The following is a 15,800-nucleotide window of genomic DNA, read 5'->3' as shown; positions in this document are numbered from 1 at the left end:
TTAGATTGAGGATGTTGTCGATGCACACGCTCATTGGCGCGGGTGATGATCACAATGGATCAAGCACGACCTTGGCAGCCGCGTACGTCCGCATGTCCACTGAGCACCAGCAGTACTCGACCGAAAATCAGCTCGACGTCATTCGCATTTATGCGGCTACCCACGCCCTTGAGATCGTTAAGGTCTACACGGATATGGGTAAAAGTGGTCTTCGCTTGGAGGGTCGAGATGCGCTGAAGCAACTGTTCTTCGACGTGGAGAGTGGTCGTGCCGACTATTCAACAGTTCTGGTCTATGACGTTAGCCGCTGGGGGCGCTTCCAAGATCCAGACGTCAGCGCCAGCTATGAAGTTCGCTGTCGCCAAGCAAGCGTCTCTGTTCAGTACTGTGCGGAGCAGTTCACCAACGATGGTTCGCCGGTATCCAACATAGTCAAAAGCGTGAAGCGGATGATGGCTGGTGAGTACAGCCGGGAACTGTCTGTGAAGGTCTTTGCAGGACAATCTCGTCTCATTGAGCTCGGTTATCGTCAGGGCGGTCCAGCAGGATTTGGACTCAGGCGGCAATTAATCGACAGTACCGGGTCGCCCAAAAACGAACTGAATATAGGTGAACATAAAAGCATTCAAACAGACCGTGTAATTTTAGTTCCAGGCCCACCCAACGAAGTCGAAATGGTCTTGCACATATACCGATTGTTCGTGGAGGAAGGCAGAAGCGAGCGTGAGATCGCCGATTGGTTAAATGCTAAAGGCGTACTCAATGATCGTTCTAGAAAATGGTCTAGGGGAGCCGTGCACCAAGTACTAATCAACGAGAAGTACGTCGGCAATAACGTGTGGAACCATCGCTCGTTCAAACTTAAACAGACGCGAACCCAAAATCCGCCTGAAGAGTGGGTTCGGGCGAATGGTGCCTTCAGCCCTATCGTCAATTCGATCCTATTTCAAGCCGCCCAGTCGATCATCCAAGCGCGCTCATATCGAATGCCCGATGAGGAAATGCTGCACGTATTGAAGGCCATCTATGAACGTCGAGGTTTTTTGTCGGGTCTTGTCATTGATGAGGCAGAGGGGTGTCCTTCAAGTAGTGCCTACCAGCATCGATTTGGAAGCTTGCTTCGCTGTTATGCCCTAATCGGTTACACACCTGCGCGCGACTACCAGTACATCGAAGCTAATAAAAGACTTCGCGAGATGCACCCTAAGCTGCTTCAGCAAACCATTTTGAAAATAGCAGAAGTGGGTGGCGAGGTTACGGTTGATCCGCACACCGCCCTCATGCTGGTTAACCAGGAGTTATCCATTTCTCTCGTACTGTGTCGCTGCCAGGTTTCAATCGCTGGCTATAAACGCTGGAACATTCGTTTCGATTTAGGCCTGAATCCTGACCTGACCGTCGCCGTACGAATGAAAGAGCTCGAAGAAGAAGCTCAGGACTACTACATCCTGCCCACCATCGACATGGCATCCCCACACTTACGTCTGACGGAAAACAATCAGGCCTGTCTCGAGATTTACCGGTTCGAGACATTGGACATCCTCTCGGAACTGACGCGCCGTGCTGATTACAGGAGGGTGGCATGACAGTAATTCAAACCCCTCACAGAGCCCGGATGCATGTCGCGGAGGAGTCGACGATTCGTCTCATTCCATTGGACGACATCCGTGTACTCAACCCCCGGGCACGTAACAAACAAGTCTTTGCCAAATTGGTCGAGAACATCTCAGCCTTAGGCCTTAAGCGTCCGATCACGGTTGCTCCCACGACCAGCGGCACTGAGGCGTTTGAGATCGTTTGTGGCCAGGGTCGCTTTGAGGCATTTCAAGCATTAGGTGAGCAAAAAATACCCTGCATCGTTGTGAGTGCTAGCGAGGCGGATCGATACCTGATCGGTCTCGTGGAGAACCTGGCGCGCAGGAAACATTCCAATCGCGAGCTTTTGACTGCGATCCAAATTCTTTCGGAACGCGGCTATACCTGTCAGCAGATAGCCGGAAAAACTTGCCTCGATAGTGGCTACATCCAAGGAATTCTAGTGTTGTTACGCCAAGGAGAGGAGCGACTTATTGCTGCAGTCGAGAAAGGGTGGCTGTCCATAAAACTGGCCATAGACATCGCCCGTTCTAAGGACAGTGAAGTCCAACAAGCCATGATTGACGCCTACGAAAGCGGTCTACTGAAAGGCGAGCAGCTGATGAAGGTACGCCGTTTGATTGATAGACGGAAAATCTTCGGCAAGCAGTATGGACAAATGCCGGTCAGCACGGAGAAAACAACACCTCAGAAGCTCCTTAACACTTATCAAAAGGAAGTGCGGCGCCAGAAAATCATGATCAAAAAGTCGGACATCAACGAGCAACGGCTGCTGATCATCGTTACGGCCATGCGAAAATTAATGGCCGACGACTACTTCAGCACCCTGCTTCGCAACGAAGAAATCCCCGATTTACCCAAGCCTCTCGCAGATCGAATATTTGGGGAGAAGCAGTGATGGCTGAGATCAAGCAGGCTTTTGAGCAACGTGTCATCGCGATTCCAGTGGAACTGATTCTTCCATCACGGAAGGTCGATCACCTGATGTCAGGTAGTAAAAAATACGCAAGCATTTTGAGTTCGATAAAAGAGCTAGGCGTGATTGAACCATTGGTGGTTCATCCCAAGCAGGTCATCGCTGGTGGGATATCTTCGTTCATGCTGTTGGACGGACACCTTCGACTTGAAGCACTCAAGTCACTCGGTGCGACTGAGGCCCTTTGTCTGATTTCTACGGATGACGAGGGTTTTACCTACAACCGGCAAATCAACCGACTAACGCCGATACAAGAACATAAAATGATCGTCTCTGCGTTGAAAAAGGGTATCGAAGCCTCTCGTATTGCAACAGTGCTAGGGATCAATGTGGATCGAGTCCACGCACGAGAAAATCTACTGCGGGGCATCGCACCAGAGGCGGCGGAGATGCTAAAGGTTCGCATGGTGTCGCAGGAAGTATTTCGCTGCCTACGTCAGATGAAACCGATTCGGCAGATCGAAACGGTTGAAATGATGATCTCGGCCAATTGCTTCACCAGGAATTACGCTCAAATGGTGTTAGCAGCCTCTCGTCCTGAGATGCTGATTGAACAAAAGAAAAAGCCAACCAATGAAATTAGTGCAGTGGACATTGCACGCATGGAGCGGGAAATGGAAAACCTGCAACACGACTACAAACAAGTCGAAGATACCTTGGGTGAAACGATGCTGGTATTGGTTGTGGCCAAAGGGTACCTCATGCGTCTTCTTCGAAATCAAGCCATTGCTCTCTACCTGACACACCACTACGCAGTACTGCTTGAGGAACTGGTTTCAATAATGGAGGCGGTGACATCAGATGCCCGCCAGTTAGAGCGAGAATAACAATACGGCATTGATGGACTACGCTGATCTTTTCCACGGAGGAATCGAGATGTCCAACGCAGACCTGCTCCCATCCCTGCTTTTCAAAATTAACGAGAACCAACTAGCCCTCGAGGCCGCTATCATGGAGCTCACGTTATGGGCAGAACAGCGTGGTGCGAGTGAAGTATCGGGCAACGTTCGGGGTGCGCTTGAGGCTATTGGTCGAAACGAGGAGTTTATAAAAATGACTCTTGCCGTGCTCATGACGCCGGAGTAACTACATAGAAACAAACATCTGCTGCTCAACAGATGCCTGTCATGAATGCTTGCTTTGGGTCTATCTCTGCCCTTCACGAAGGGCAGCTTTTGGCCGACTCCTGCCGATCGATACCGGAAGAAGCCCGCCAATAACGGCCTACCAATGGCGCTCTTTGGGGGCATTGGAGAAAACTATTGCACCGAATACACGCCGCGAAACCATCAAAGTGCAGGCCAAGCGCTTACGCGATTTGTTCGCTGCAGAGCAGTAGCGCCGGGTAGAGCGTGTCCTGGACGCCCAGCAGCATTTTTTGACCCTGTATGAGCGCCTGATAGGCCTGCTAACTTGGCCGATGAATTGGACGCTGTGAGGGCCAGTTCTGACCGGAGGCTGAGGGGTGACCGGGGTGATCTAGGTCATCCAAGATGGTGACAGCAGATAGACACAGTGATTATTGATTGACTACTATTCATTTGCGCCTAGGCGTGAACTACAGGGTGGTTACAGGGATTTTCGGATCGCACCCCGCTTCTGATGAAAATCAGATGGCCCAGTGCCAGGTAACAGCGTCCTGCCCCGTCGAACGCATACAATCGACGGCTGAGAATCCCGCCTAGAGCGGGATTCGCCGTTTCTGGCCATTCACTTTTGCTGCGTCGACCGATTCCGTACTTCCTCGAAGCCATTGGGATCTCTTTGCGTACCCCTACGAACTACGGAGGCATCAAAAATAAACGGGGCTCGATGGCGATACGCATGATGAAATTCAGTGTCGAATCCAGAGATATATCCCCAAAGGAGTCCTACTCTGGCGCGCTACAGAATCTCGACCGAGTAATCCTGGGTTAGGGAAAAGCCTTTTCCTTTTGCAGCAGCGGCCAGTGGATGAAGAGCTTGGATGACTACATCACAAGTTCATTGGCTCGGTATGAAATAGAGAAAGCGAATCTCTTTCAAAAAACAAATGGCACGGCCCAGCGTAGGATGTTGGGGGTAAGGCTGCTTGCAGCGGTCCACTCGGAGCCCAGAGAAGCGGAGTGACCGCTTTTGGCTGTGGGTTCCACCGGTCGACGCAACTCGAATGCAGATACTCCAAGCCTGACCTAACTCTATCTCCACTGCCGGCTATGGGCAGCACTTGCCGACTTTAACTCGTTTCCTGCGGCGCTGTGCGCGGTCGCCGCGGGCGCACTGCGGCGGCCGGACTGCGGTTGACCGCAGCCAACTGCTCACTCAACGTTGTCGCGCGGGATTGCGCTGCAGCAGTCTGTACACGTGCGTTGGCCAACTCCGTTTCGGCATGCTGCAGGCGCTGTTGCAGGACGTGGTGTTGTTCCACTGCGTCAGCACCCGATTGGCGGTACTGTTCCAGCTGGTCGCGCAGGGCGAGGACTTGAGTTTGAGCGGTAGCGCGTTGTTCGCGGGACTCAGCAAGGTCATGCTGGCTCGCAAGCAGCGTCTGTTGCATGGCCTGCAATCGGCCATTGGCCTCCTTTAGCTGGGCACTTACCGTTTTGCTTTCTTCACGGGCCCGATCAATCTCACGAAATGCCCGATCCTCCACGTCGCGGGTGTAGTGCTGCTGCTCAAGCCGCACCTGCTCAGCCTGCTGCAGGCCGTCCTGTAGCTGCTGGCGCAACTCGGCCAACTGCAGGTGCGCCCCGTCGCGCTGACTGAGCAGTTCCTCTCGCTGCTGGCGCAGATCATCAATCTGCACCTGCCGCTGGGCCAGCAGTTGTTCAAGGTCGGCCAAGCGGGTCTCGGCACCCTGCCGTGCGGCGAGCGCTTCGGCGCTCTGCTGGCGCGCCTGGGCCGCCTCCAGTCGCATCCGCGCCTCCTGCGTAGCCAGCTGCTCGCGCTCATCGGCCAGTACCTGGCGCTGACTGGCGAGCGACTGCTCGACCACCCCCTGGGCCAACGTGGTGGCCTGCTGCCAGATGGCGACAAAGGCTTGCGCGACTTCCGCCGGCAACCCGGGGAGACGGGTTTCGCCGCGCAAGCGCCCGGCCAGCTGCTCCCACCACTGATCGAGCAACGCGCCGACCCGCGCCGGGCTGCCGCGGCCCAGTTCCAGGCGCACGCGCTCCACCGTTGGCCGTTCGCCGCGGGCCAACACCGCATCCGCCGCGGCAAACACCTCGTGTTCCGGCACCCCTACTGCCATGGCTGCTCTCCAGGTATATTAGGTCTGATAATGAAAGATTATCCGACGTTATATTTTGAATAATGGGATTATTATACGTTGAACGTAATAGATATTACAGATCAACTGCCACTGGTCGACGAAACCCCGCTCGACCTGCATGTCCTGGCTACAAACGCCCAGGAGGCGGCTGCCGCCTTTGTCGCCGCCGGCACGGCGGCCAATACAGTACGCAGTTACCGCAGCGCCCTCGCCTACTGGTCGGCCTGGCTGCAACTGCGTTACGGCCAGGTCCTCGGTGACGCCCCGCTGCCGCCGACGGTGGCGATTCAGTTTGTCCTCGACCACCTGTCCCGTCCCCTGGAGAACGGTACCTGGGTCCACCTGCTGCCGCCGTCGATCGATGCGGCGCTGGTCGCTGCCAGGGTCAAAGCCCAGTTGGGGCCACTGGCGTTCAACACCGTGAGTCACCGCCTTTCGGTGCTGGGTAAGTGGCACCGGATCAAGGAGTGGGACAGTCCCTGCGAGGCGCCGGCGCTGAAGACCCTGCTGCGCGACGCGCGCAAGGCCCAGGCCCGCCAAGGCCTTTCGGTGCGCAAGAAGACTGCGATCGTGCTTGAACCGTTGCAGGCGCTGCTCGCCACCTGCAGCGACGGTATGCGCGGCGTGCGCGATCGCGCCCTGCTCTTGCTGGCCTGGAGTGGCGGCGGACGGCGGCGCTCAGAAGTGGTGGGCCTGCAGGTGGGCGATGTCCGACAACTGGATGCCGACACTTGGCTGTATGTGCTCGGTGCGACCAAGACCGACACCGGTGGCGTCCGCCGTGAGAAGCCGCTGCGCGGGCCGGCGGCACAGGCTCTGTCCGCTTGGTTGGCGGTCGCCCCCGCCGACGCCGGCCCGCTGTTTCGGCGGCTGTACAAGGGCGGCAAGGTCAGTACTCAGGGCCTGTCGACGGACCAAATCGCGCGCATCGTGCAGCGTCGGGCCCAGCTCGCCGGACTGAAGGGCGACTGGGCCGCACACAGCCTGCGCTCCGGCTTCGTCACTGAGGCCGGGCGCCAGGGCATCCCCTTGGGCGAAGTCATGGCCATGACCGAACACCGCAGTGTGAGCACAGTGATGGGGTATTTTCAGGCAGGCTCATTGCTCAGTAGCCGTGCCACGACACTGATGGCGACTGCTGAGAATAATGCAGGGAATGTTGAAACAACCGCGGCGTCTGACAATTGTGTCTAACAGCCAATTTGCGACGTATTTTGTTAGCGATACTCTGCTGCAGGCCACTAAGTGTCAGCTTGCATGGCATTGATAGGTTGGGAAACGCGGGGGACGCCCGTTGCTTCCTGTGCCTCCATCTGCACGCGCGCCAATAGGGACTCCAGACTCTGATGAGAGTCGAGCGCCACAAAGCTTTCCGCGATCAGAGTCAAGGGGTGAACGCCAAGGACCGAAGCGAGTTCAACCACCTTGTCCAGCGTTGGGCATTTCATGCCGCGCTCCAATGTACTCAGATAGGTTCGGCTACTCACGTCCGAAAAATCCTCTTGAGTCAGTTGACGCTGCAGGCGCCGAGCCTTTAGCGCCCGACCGAAGGCTTGTCTCATGTCCATTTGTGCGACTCACAAAAGGAACGATGAAGCCTTTTTGAATACTTTAGGACTACAATCTATAGGGTTCGTTTTGCGAGGAGTCTCGAATGTTTTTTACTCAGCCCGCTGCGGAGCGCCGTTCTACGGCACCTCTTGACCGAACAATCAAGTGCTGGGGCGTGATCGAGCGCGACCTGGAAACCCCTTGGTTTTATGTGAGTCTTCGACTGTGCGAAGACGGAGTTGATTTTGGCCACACACTACTGGTAGCGGATATAGCGCAACTGGACGCACTGCTCGGACAATTACCGGATAACACTTCCGTTCACTCGGTAATGATGGTCACCCCACCCCTGATGAATCTTTCACAGCATTGGCGCATGGAACGCGTGCTACGCGTGCACACCAACCCAATTGACACATCCACCGTCCTCACCTGCCGGATCGAAATAGAGGGTGGCAGAACGTACACGCTTAATGGTTTGGATCTGTTTCGCAGTACAGGGCTCAAACCAAGGTGTATTTATGAGGAGACACCATAGCCCCAAACCTGCAGCTCCAAAATAACCGTCGTGTCAGCTAACGTATTTCAGCCCCTCAACACATCGCTTTTATGGATCGTAGATCGGGTTGGTAGAGGCGCAATGGCATAAATATTACAGTTACTTAAGTGCAGAGTGTGTCAACACCTCCGCTACCGGTTGTAACAAAGCTTCAGTTACAGCTCTGATCGACAGCGTCACATCTCATGTCAATTCAACCAGTCACGAACTGGTAACGGCGAACGTTTTACCTGACCTAGCGGAGCATTTGCCTAGACACGCCCTGATGGATCATTCAGCAAGTAACGAAAGTGCTCCTTAATTGAAGGATTCCAACCAGTTGCGCGTTGTTTTAACCACTGCAAATAACTGGGCTGTCGATCCGCATCGCTGTGCATGCCACGCCAAAATCGCTCAATATACCTGTCATCGAGCATTGTGTCTCTTCCGAGTTGCCATACGCGTACGCATCCTGGCAATTTCAAAAACAAGCCCAGCAGGGCGAACATGGCCATACGGATTTTAGGGGGATGCTCACCTATATCTACACAGAGAAAAGGTTCACAGCCCCCGGCAGGCGAAAAGCTTGAGCTCAGGGTCGACCAAGACTTGAGGTCGAGCAGTCGAGCGATGTACGACTTTCGATCGAATGGATAACTTCGCTTTTTACCAATTATCGCCAAAAGATCTCCCATAAACAGATGCCACTCATCGATAGTTGCCGCGATACGAATGTTGCCAATAACAAACTCTCCTCGCTTTAATGATCGCAGATACCAATGCTGAAAATACAATGCCATAGCCCGCAGTTTTTTGAACGGCACGAGCGCCTGATTCATTCGTCGCCAAGGAAAAGGAGTGGTTGGCGTATACCAGGGCGCATACCGATGCTCCAGATGCTCCAGGTGGTCCATCAGCACATCCCGCTGGAGAAGACCAAACAACGCGTCTGAAGCAGAAAAGCCTGTTTCCGGAGGGAGTGAACTCATATTTTCTAATAGGAGGCAGCCATGCACCGGACAGACGTTAAACCACCAATAGAACCAGGTGTTTCTCAGCGCCGGATGCCGATCTGTGCGAAAATCGTCATACAAGCAGTGCTCACAGACTTGATTACGTCTAAAAGGTGGCATTTTCAGCCAGTCACTGGGTGCAGGAAATGATTGCTGAAAGCATTCAACCGGAAGGCCGAGGGTTTTGGATAAATTCCCCTCAACTTTAGCGCTAAGTGTTGCGTCCGCGTCTATGGCACCATGCCGAGTGAGGCACTCGGTAGCCCGTAAAAAGGGAAGATAGTTTTTCGATCGCCCACCTCTCACAAGCCACGACGACAAAGCCTCTTGAGGCAATGGTTTCAGCAAGCCCCTGTAGAGCGCGCTACGTCTCACGATCCTATCACTCAATATAAGGTGGGATATCGGCGGCTTTTTCCAAACACTCCAAGTCTATTGCCTCCTTTCTATCCAAAATCGCCCACACTGCTCCGCGAGTAATTCGCTTAACAATATTACCTGTAATGCCGCCAGACGAACCGAGCAAAGACTTAACCTTGTCTTTCCGCGACAGTTCCGATGGCCTTCTTAACGGCAAAATACTCTCGTAGGCCGCCAAGAAAGACCTGAATTTTTCATCTTCTTTCCAGTGTGGTAAATTATATATTTGAAAGCGTCGATCTAACTGATCGTCTCCTCGAATTGCAAATTCGGCATCATCAATGCCGAGTGCAACAATCGAAAGCGACAAGGGAGGTCCACTGATTGCCCTTAATAAGGCAAGGCTCTTACGCTGATCCATCCTGCTTGCATTGAGAAGATTATGTACTTCATCAATCACTATCATGCGGAGGTTTCTCAGGTGGGCAAGTCGGCTAAACGTCTTAGGTATGACACCGTTGCGTATTTTACCAATGGGCACTCCAAGTACCTCACCGACAATGTCTTCAAAGCCGCTAAAAGTGGGATCTGCGGGCATGCTGAATGAAATACAACCACCGTGACTTTGATCACGCTTCCGGAGTGTTTCTATATCTGACTCTATTCGAGTGAAAAGACTGGTCTTGCCCATACCGGAGTGGCCGGAAACCAAAATGCACTGCGCCTGGATATTGCGGGGCATTTCATATACCGCCCTGACTACCGACCGGATCGAATTCACTTCAGGATAGTTTATCCAACGATCCGTATAGATGCTGACGATTCGCTGCTTGTCATCCAGGAGTGCCGTCTTTCGATGCGACGGGGCAATATGCTCTAAGTTCGGTTTGACTTTCATCGATGCTCACCTTGTGATCGGTTTGGAACTCTACTCTTCGATATCATAGGGCTGAGGCTGCACGCTGTAGTCTGGAGAGGTAGACGTGTCCGGTTGTATATTTTCCTCATTCAACGGGTGGGCTGGATCGGTCAGTCGCGCCTTTTTTCGCTCCCTTATTTTACGCATGTCCTTACTAACCGCGACTGCACGGCTCACAAGCGCATCATTCTTCCTGATCAGTTTGAAAACTTCGGCGGCGGGTACCCTGCGCTCACTATCAGCTCTTAACTTAGTTCTTGCTCGCTTAAACTCTGATAATGATGTGTTTGGCAATCTAAGGTCAGCGTACCCTACTTCAATGTAATTCTGCTCACCTGTGGGCAACACCCAAATTTTGTTTATGGCCTCAGGATCGTAACGCACTATACACTTCGTACCGATATTGAAATGCTTCAAAATTGGCGAATAGTACTCAATTGTATTTAGTTTAATCCCCGCACGACCGAGCACTCGCCTTTTAACTGGCATAAAGTCAATTAGCAAACGCTTTTGATCATCAATGATGGGCGGATAGGAGAAGCTTCCATCTTTTTTTTGAAAGTGCTTTTCCCACATAAGCAAAGGTGAACAGTCGAGTTCAGATTGCGTTTTTTTATGGTAGATTTCGATCTCTCGAGTGATCCACTCTCTGAGTTCGAAAAATGACAACGCGGCGTGCTTCTCACTTTTATATTGACGTTTAGTTTTTGTCGAGGACATGGTTGTGCCCGGCAACAAATGCACCCGAGTCATCAAAGTACCTGCGTAGCGCTCAATATGCGCTCCATTGTAGGGAATTCCCTTGGGTCTCCAGGTCAATTCAATGCCATATTTTCGGCAACTATCTTGTAGATTTTTGGATACGAACTCCTTGGCATTATCGACATGTATCCGCTTTGGAACTCCATAGAACGGATATTCCCCATCCGGCATGCCAATTAGCCTCAGCCAACGCTCCTTTGGCAAGATCGCGTGGGAAATACACAAGGCCACTGACATTGTCGATGGATGCCATAAGGATAAATAAAACCCAAGAATTACCCGTGTATAGACATCAATTGCAAGTGTCACCCACGGTCGAATCAATGACCGCCGCTGCTCGCTGTCGACAATGATGCAATCAACTTCAGCGTGATCTATTTGAATCAGTTCAAGGGGCTCTTCAGGAAGAACCTTTCCTCCACGAACCTCGTACTCCTGACTCGCGGCTTTGCTTCCGTATTTTTTTGCCAGTAGCGCTCGTGGATTCACTGCCCTTAGTCTACTGGCTATGGTGGCTGCACTTGGGGGCGAAATACATTTTAAAGAGCATCGATCTATAACTTTTTCGATAATCACCTGATAGGTAATTCCAGGGCCGGTGTAGAACTCTTCAATGACTTCTTGAATAATATCCTCGGCGTCAGCTTCAATTAGTTTTGTCCCTTTTACCCGTCCTCGGCGCTGCGGAAGCAGACTCAATGCACCTATATTGATATCGAGTCTATCCAGAAGTCTATACACTTGGGACGCACTGAGTTTGAGTGCTTCAGTGCATTGAGTCACGTCTGTTTTAGAAAGCGGCCGTTTGCCGGCCATCGGCAATAGCACGTCATAGCGCTCTGACGCCAATTGGATATCAGCTTCGCTCGCACTTTCGATGAGAGAATTTCTTTCGGACTGGCCGGAATCAGGGTTTGAGAACAATGTATTTTTTTTGATCTCAAAATCTATATCTCCTGGTGAAATCAGCAGCGTTTCCCCAGTAAAGAGGTCCCTGACCCGTATCTTGCTCGAAGAAACCGAATCGATGATTTCTAATTGCTTATTACCAGCAAGCACTAGAACGCCAGGTTTTATGCTGATTCCTTGCATGGCCTCACCCATAACAAAAAATGCGAAACATGGCTAAAATCTAGCTAAATATGCGAAAAAATCCAGATTTAGAGAGTAATGCAGAAAGAAGAATCGAAAAAAACGTTATTTTTCAATTGAATATTGGCGTCGCTGATTTAACAAATCGTGACAATGGTGGATTACAAACCATGCCGCCATTAACGCTGCGTTCGCATTCTGTCTGATGAGTTCAGCGTCATTATGATCGCTCGATGATCTGCGCTGGTGCCCCATACCATGCCCATGCTCATTTTGGTCTCCATTGGTCCTCGTGGTCTCAGTTTAAAGATTTCACTTGCTGGGCCCGCGCCGGTCTATCTCCAAGACGACGCTGTGTGAAATCTGAAGCCTGCAGCATGGTGTTGATGCGCAGATTTCAAGGACTGCAATACACGAAAAAGACAAACGCCGGAGCCCTCAGAAGTAATCGTGTAAATCGAGCCTGATGTCTTTTATTCGCGGATATTCTTACAGCTCGGTTGTCCGGTTGTCGCCTGAACGCTCATGGTTCTAACAAGGTTCATGCTACTTGCGTAAATTCTTCAACTTTCAGCGCTTTACTACTGCTCGGATTTCAAGGACTGTCACTCGTGGCAAGGATTAATGACTGCGGAATTCGACTCTGATAATGGTCACAGAGCCAGTGCAGTCACCAGGCACTCTGGTGGTTGCCCCAGGATTGGGTTCAGTAAAAAGCATCAGTGCGTGCTGGTGCGTTTCCGTTGTAAATCAGCTTTCTACCTTGTAAATCACCTTACTTAACAAGGTAAAAATCAGATTTACAGCATGCTAAGAATCTACTTCATTAACATCTTTAGCGACGCCAGCAATTGAAAACCGGCACTTTAGACCCCTTCGAGGTACAAATTGACCAGTCAATAAATATAACTAAACTAAACGTTCATTTAGTTGAGTTGTCGATCTCGCTGCCTCCATGAAAACCAAACTGCGTAAATTCAGCATTTTTTGACGTCTTCAACTAACCCTTTTGTACACGGCATCCAATTTTCCACCAAATGGCTGTATTCAGAGTGGTCAAAGTCAACTACCCCGATGACTAGGCGACCGAGATCTAACTGTTTTAATTCAATCATGCCTATTCGTACTTACTCATTATTCCAAGCTATTGGGCGCAGCGAAGCAGAACTGGAATCCATTTGAGTGCGTCAACGTCAGCTCTTTCACGCGTTCCCCCTGCCCTGCCCCCCAACACCATGCGCTGCGGCATCGATATTCGTGAGCGTCAAATCAGCCATGGGTACGATCTAATCCAGATACGGCTCCAACACCTGCTCCAGCCATGCAACGAGGGTTCGAAGGCGGCGGGACAGGTTTCGTTGATGCGCAACAACGAAGAAAACCGGCAAGGGCGCCGCGCGAAAATCCGGCAACACTTCGACCAGCGCACCGCTTGCCAGGTGATGACCGATTCCGGAAAGAGGCGCCTGTATCAGCCCCATGCCCGCTAATCCGGCAGCATGGTAGGCCTGTACGCTATTGACGTGCAGTCGGCCCGGCAGACTCAAGGTGGCGTAGTCATTGCCAAGCGGGTACTCCCACATGTCCGGCTTGGTACCAAACCTTCGTGTGTAGTGCACCGTTCGATGCCCTTGCCCCTGAAGATCACTGATCTCGAGCGGTATTCCGTAACGTCGCAGATACTCGGGACTGGCCGCATTGCACATGCGCAACTGTCCAAGAGAGATGGCCACCAGTGACTCATCGCCGACCTGACCGATGCGCAGTACGCCGTCAAAGCCCTCCTGAACGAGATCGACTCTCCTGTCAGTGCAAGAGAGTTCAAGTTCCAGCAGTGGGTGACTGTCCATCAATGCAGGTAAACACGGAATGATCGTGCTGCGCGCTACCTCGGTTGGCAGATCAATCCGTAGCGTTCCTTTCATCTCGCTGGCATTGAACATCGATTCAAGCTCGTCAGAATCGGCCAGCAGATTCTGTGCCCGAGCGAGGAAACTCTTGCCGTCTTCGGTCAGATGCACATTGCGAGTCGTTCGATGCAAAAGGCGCACACCCACCTTAGTCTCGAGTTCTCGAATGACGATCGATACTCGCCCTTTTTGCATATTCAGGCTCTCGGCTGCCCGAGTGAAGCTCGCCATCTCTGCGACTTTCACAAAAATCCTAATGGTCTCAAGACTTTGCATCATCCCCTCGATTGTTCACCGTAACCGACACAATGAGTTTTCCCTGTGCAGATTTATCAACTGTGGGTGTCGGGTTACCGTGCGCCAGTGTAAAGCAGGGGGCTGGAACAATGGACCACGTTGTTCGAGCAACCTCATATTTTGATGAGGACGATCAGATGAAGTACAAGCAACTGGGGCGTACCGGCCTCTTCGTATCCGAATTCTGCCTTGGGACCATGACACTCGGTGGCAATGCCGACGCCGGTATCTGGAAGGCGATTGGTGGTCTGGGTCAACCGGAGGCGGATGATTTGATCCGTCACGCAGTCCAGGCCGGCATCAATTTTATCGACACCGCGGATGTATATTCCTTCGGACAATCCGAACGCCTTGTCGGGCAGGCGTTGCGCAATCTTGATATCAAAAGAAGTGACGTCGTACTGTCCACCAAGACCTCTGCTCCAGTGGGGACCCGGCCGAACGACCAGGGTGCCTCTCGCGGTCACATCATGGACTCAGTGCAGTGCAGCCTTGAGCGTTTGCAAACGGATCACATCGATCTTTATCACATCCACGCCGATGACCCTGTCACTCCGATCGAAGAAACCTTGCGCGCAATTGACGACCTGATTCGCCAGGGCCTTGTTCGATATGCCGGCGTATCGAACTGGCGTGCCGGGAAGATCGGCAAAGCGCTGGGACTCAGCGCATCGGGCAACACCGCGCGATTGGAAACCGCACAGGTCTACTACTCGATCGCCGGTCGAGACATCGAACGCGAACTGGTGCCTCTGGCCGTAGACGAAAAGCTGAGCCTGCTAGTCTGGTCGCCGCTGGCCGGTGGACTGCTCTCCGGGAAGTTTGGGCCTGGAACACCTGAAAACCAAAACTCGCGTCGTGCAACCTTCGACTTCCCGCCCATAGACAAGGACCGCGCATGGGCATGCGTGGCACAAATGCGCGCCATCGGCGAAACGCGCGGTGCAACGGTGGCGCAGGTCGCGTTGGCGTGGCTGCTTGCACAACCCCACGTGACAAGCGTCATCGTTGGCGCAAAACGGGTTGAACAACTCGATGAGAATCTTCGCGCAAGCGAAATCGAGTTGTCGAGCGAGGAAATCACGCGCCTGAATGCTATCAGCCAGCTGCCTGACGAATACCCGGGCTGGATGATCGAGCATCAGACGTCCGGGCGTTTTCCAAAGGATTCCTCGGCAGACGCTTAAGAATCAAGCGATGTTCGCCGTTGTCCATCAGGTTTCCAGAACAGACTGCGGTTTAAGGTTAAGCATCACTCGACGCCGACCGGACGATATCCAGATTTCACGCCATAACCTGGATAACTCCCTCCTTTTCGTACCGGTCGGCTCTTAGATGATCAGGCAGCGCTCATGCTCCGGTGCGTGTCGACCAGGTGCAGCACGACGCTTGGATCGGCCAACGTGGAGATATCCCCCAACCCTTCATATTCAGCAGCGGCAATCTTGCGCAGAATCCGCCGCATGATCTTGCCCGAACGCGTCTTCGGCAGGCCCGGCGCCCACTGGATCACATCCGGCGAGGCAATCGGGC

Annotated in this window: 14 protein-coding genes; 7 read left to right on the top strand and 7 right to left on the bottom strand. The window is 52.7% G+C overall.

Translation table 11 applies throughout. The features are described from left to right. Nucleotides 1–20 precede the first annotated feature (20 nt). Genes ACQKP2_RS07710 through ACQKP2_RS07695 form a run of 4 tightly spaced genes read left to right on the top strand, consistent with a single transcriptional unit; the run spans nt 21 to nt 3,658 of the window. Nucleotides 21–1,586, top strand: coding sequence for a recombinase family protein (locus ACQKP2_RS07710; protein ID WP_427575666.1), 1,566 nt, complete (start codon nt 21–23; stop codon nt 1,584–1,586). Then, nucleotides 1,583–2,494 (top strand): ParB/RepB/Spo0J family partition protein, encoded by a 912-nt coding sequence (locus ACQKP2_RS07705; RefSeq protein WP_427575665.1) that lies wholly within the window; start codon nt 1,583–1,585, stop codon nt 2,492–2,494. The genes ACQKP2_RS07710 and ACQKP2_RS07705 overlap by 4 nt, the downstream gene beginning before the upstream one ends. After that, nucleotides 2,494–3,399, top strand: coding sequence for a plasmid partitioning protein RepB C-terminal domain-containing protein (locus tag ACQKP2_RS07700; RefSeq protein ID WP_427575664.1), 906 nt, complete (start codon nt 2,494–2,496; stop codon nt 3,397–3,399). The genes ACQKP2_RS07705 and ACQKP2_RS07700 overlap by 1 nt, the downstream gene beginning before the upstream one ends. A 49-nt stretch (nt 3,400–3,448) precedes the next feature. Further along, nucleotides 3,449–3,658, top strand: coding sequence for a hypothetical protein (locus tag ACQKP2_RS07695; RefSeq protein ID WP_427575663.1), 210 nt, complete (start codon nt 3,449–3,451; stop codon nt 3,656–3,658). Between the two features lie 1,129 nt (nt 3,659–4,787). Here ACQKP2_RS07695 and ACQKP2_RS07690 read toward each other — a convergent pair. Next, complete coding sequence (locus ACQKP2_RS07690; protein ID WP_427575662.1) at nt 4,788–5,804, bottom strand: DNA-binding protein; 1,017 nt, start codon at nt 5,802–5,804, stop codon at nt 4,788–4,790. Between the two features lie 78 nt (nt 5,805–5,882). Between ACQKP2_RS07690 and ACQKP2_RS07685 the strand changes: the two genes are divergently transcribed. Continuing rightward, nucleotides 5,883–7,019: a site-specific integrase gene (locus tag ACQKP2_RS07685; protein WP_427575661.1), complete on the top strand. Its 1,137-nt coding sequence runs from the start codon at nt 5,883–5,885 to the stop codon at nt 7,017–7,019. Between the two features lie 47 nt (nt 7,020–7,066). On the opposite strand, the gene ACQKP2_RS07680 is transcribed toward ACQKP2_RS07685, so the two are convergent. Beyond that, nucleotides 7,067–7,393 (bottom strand): helix-turn-helix domain-containing protein, encoded by a 327-nt coding sequence (locus ACQKP2_RS07680; RefSeq protein WP_427575660.1) that lies wholly within the window; start codon nt 7,391–7,393, stop codon nt 7,067–7,069. A gap of 86 nt (nt 7,394–7,479) precedes the next feature. On the opposite strand from ACQKP2_RS07680, the gene ACQKP2_RS07675 reads away from it, so the two are divergent. After that, the gene (locus tag ACQKP2_RS07675; protein WP_427575659.1) at nt 7,480–7,914 is read left to right on the top strand and encodes a hypothetical protein; all 435 of its coding nucleotides are present in this window, start codon (nt 7,480–7,482) and stop codon (nt 7,912–7,914) included. Between the two features lie 272 nt (nt 7,915–8,186). Here ACQKP2_RS07675 and ACQKP2_RS07670 read toward each other — a convergent pair whose 3' ends face one another. The 4 genes from ACQKP2_RS07670 to ACQKP2_RS07655 all read right to left on the bottom strand — a co-directional run bounded on the left by ACQKP2_RS07670 (nt 8,187) and on the right by ACQKP2_RS07655 (nt 14,246). After that, on the bottom strand, nt 8,187–9,302 hold the full coding sequence (locus ACQKP2_RS07670) for a TniQ family protein (RefSeq protein WP_427575658.1): 1,116 nt from the start codon (nt 9,300–9,302) through the stop codon (nt 8,187–8,189). 7 nt (nt 9,303–9,309) lie between these two features. After that, the gene (locus ACQKP2_RS07665) at nt 9,310–10,185 is read right to left on the bottom strand and encodes a TniB family NTP-binding protein (protein WP_427575657.1); all 876 of its coding nucleotides are present in this window, start codon (nt 10,183–10,185) and stop codon (nt 9,310–9,312) included. A gap of 30 nt (nt 10,186–10,215) precedes the next feature. After that, complete coding sequence (locus tag ACQKP2_RS07660) at nt 10,216–12,060, bottom strand: transposase (protein WP_427575656.1); 1,845 nt, start codon at nt 12,058–12,060, stop codon at nt 10,216–10,218. A 1,286-nt stretch (nt 12,061–13,346) separates the two neighbouring features. Continuing rightward, nucleotides 13,347–14,246: a LysR family transcriptional regulator gene (locus ACQKP2_RS07655; RefSeq protein WP_427575655.1), complete on the bottom strand. Its 900-nt coding sequence runs from the start codon at nt 14,244–14,246 to the stop codon at nt 13,347–13,349. A gap of 158 nt (nt 14,247–14,404) precedes the next feature. On the opposite strand from ACQKP2_RS07655, the gene ACQKP2_RS07650 reads away from it, so the two are divergent. Continuing rightward, nucleotides 14,405–15,454 carry an aldo/keto reductase gene (locus ACQKP2_RS07650; RefSeq protein ID WP_427575741.1) on the top strand — a complete coding sequence of 350 codons (1,050 nt, stop codon included), beginning with the start codon at nt 14,405–14,407 and terminating at the stop codon, nt 15,452–15,454. A 152-nt stretch (nt 15,455–15,606) separates the two neighbouring features. Here the strand turns inward: ACQKP2_RS07650 and ACQKP2_RS07645 are convergent. Then, a partial coding sequence (locus ACQKP2_RS07645) for a hypothetical protein (RefSeq protein ID WP_427575654.1) occupies nt 15,607–15,800 on the bottom strand: 194 nt, incomplete at its 5' end.

Source organism: Pseudomonas sp. NPDC089569 (assembly GCF_050280625.1).
Lineage (GTDB): Bacteria > Pseudomonadota > Gammaproteobacteria > Pseudomonadales > Pseudomonadaceae > Aquipseudomonas.
Note: the sequence above shows the minus strand (reverse complement) of the source record. Positions and strands in the feature narration are given on the sequence as shown.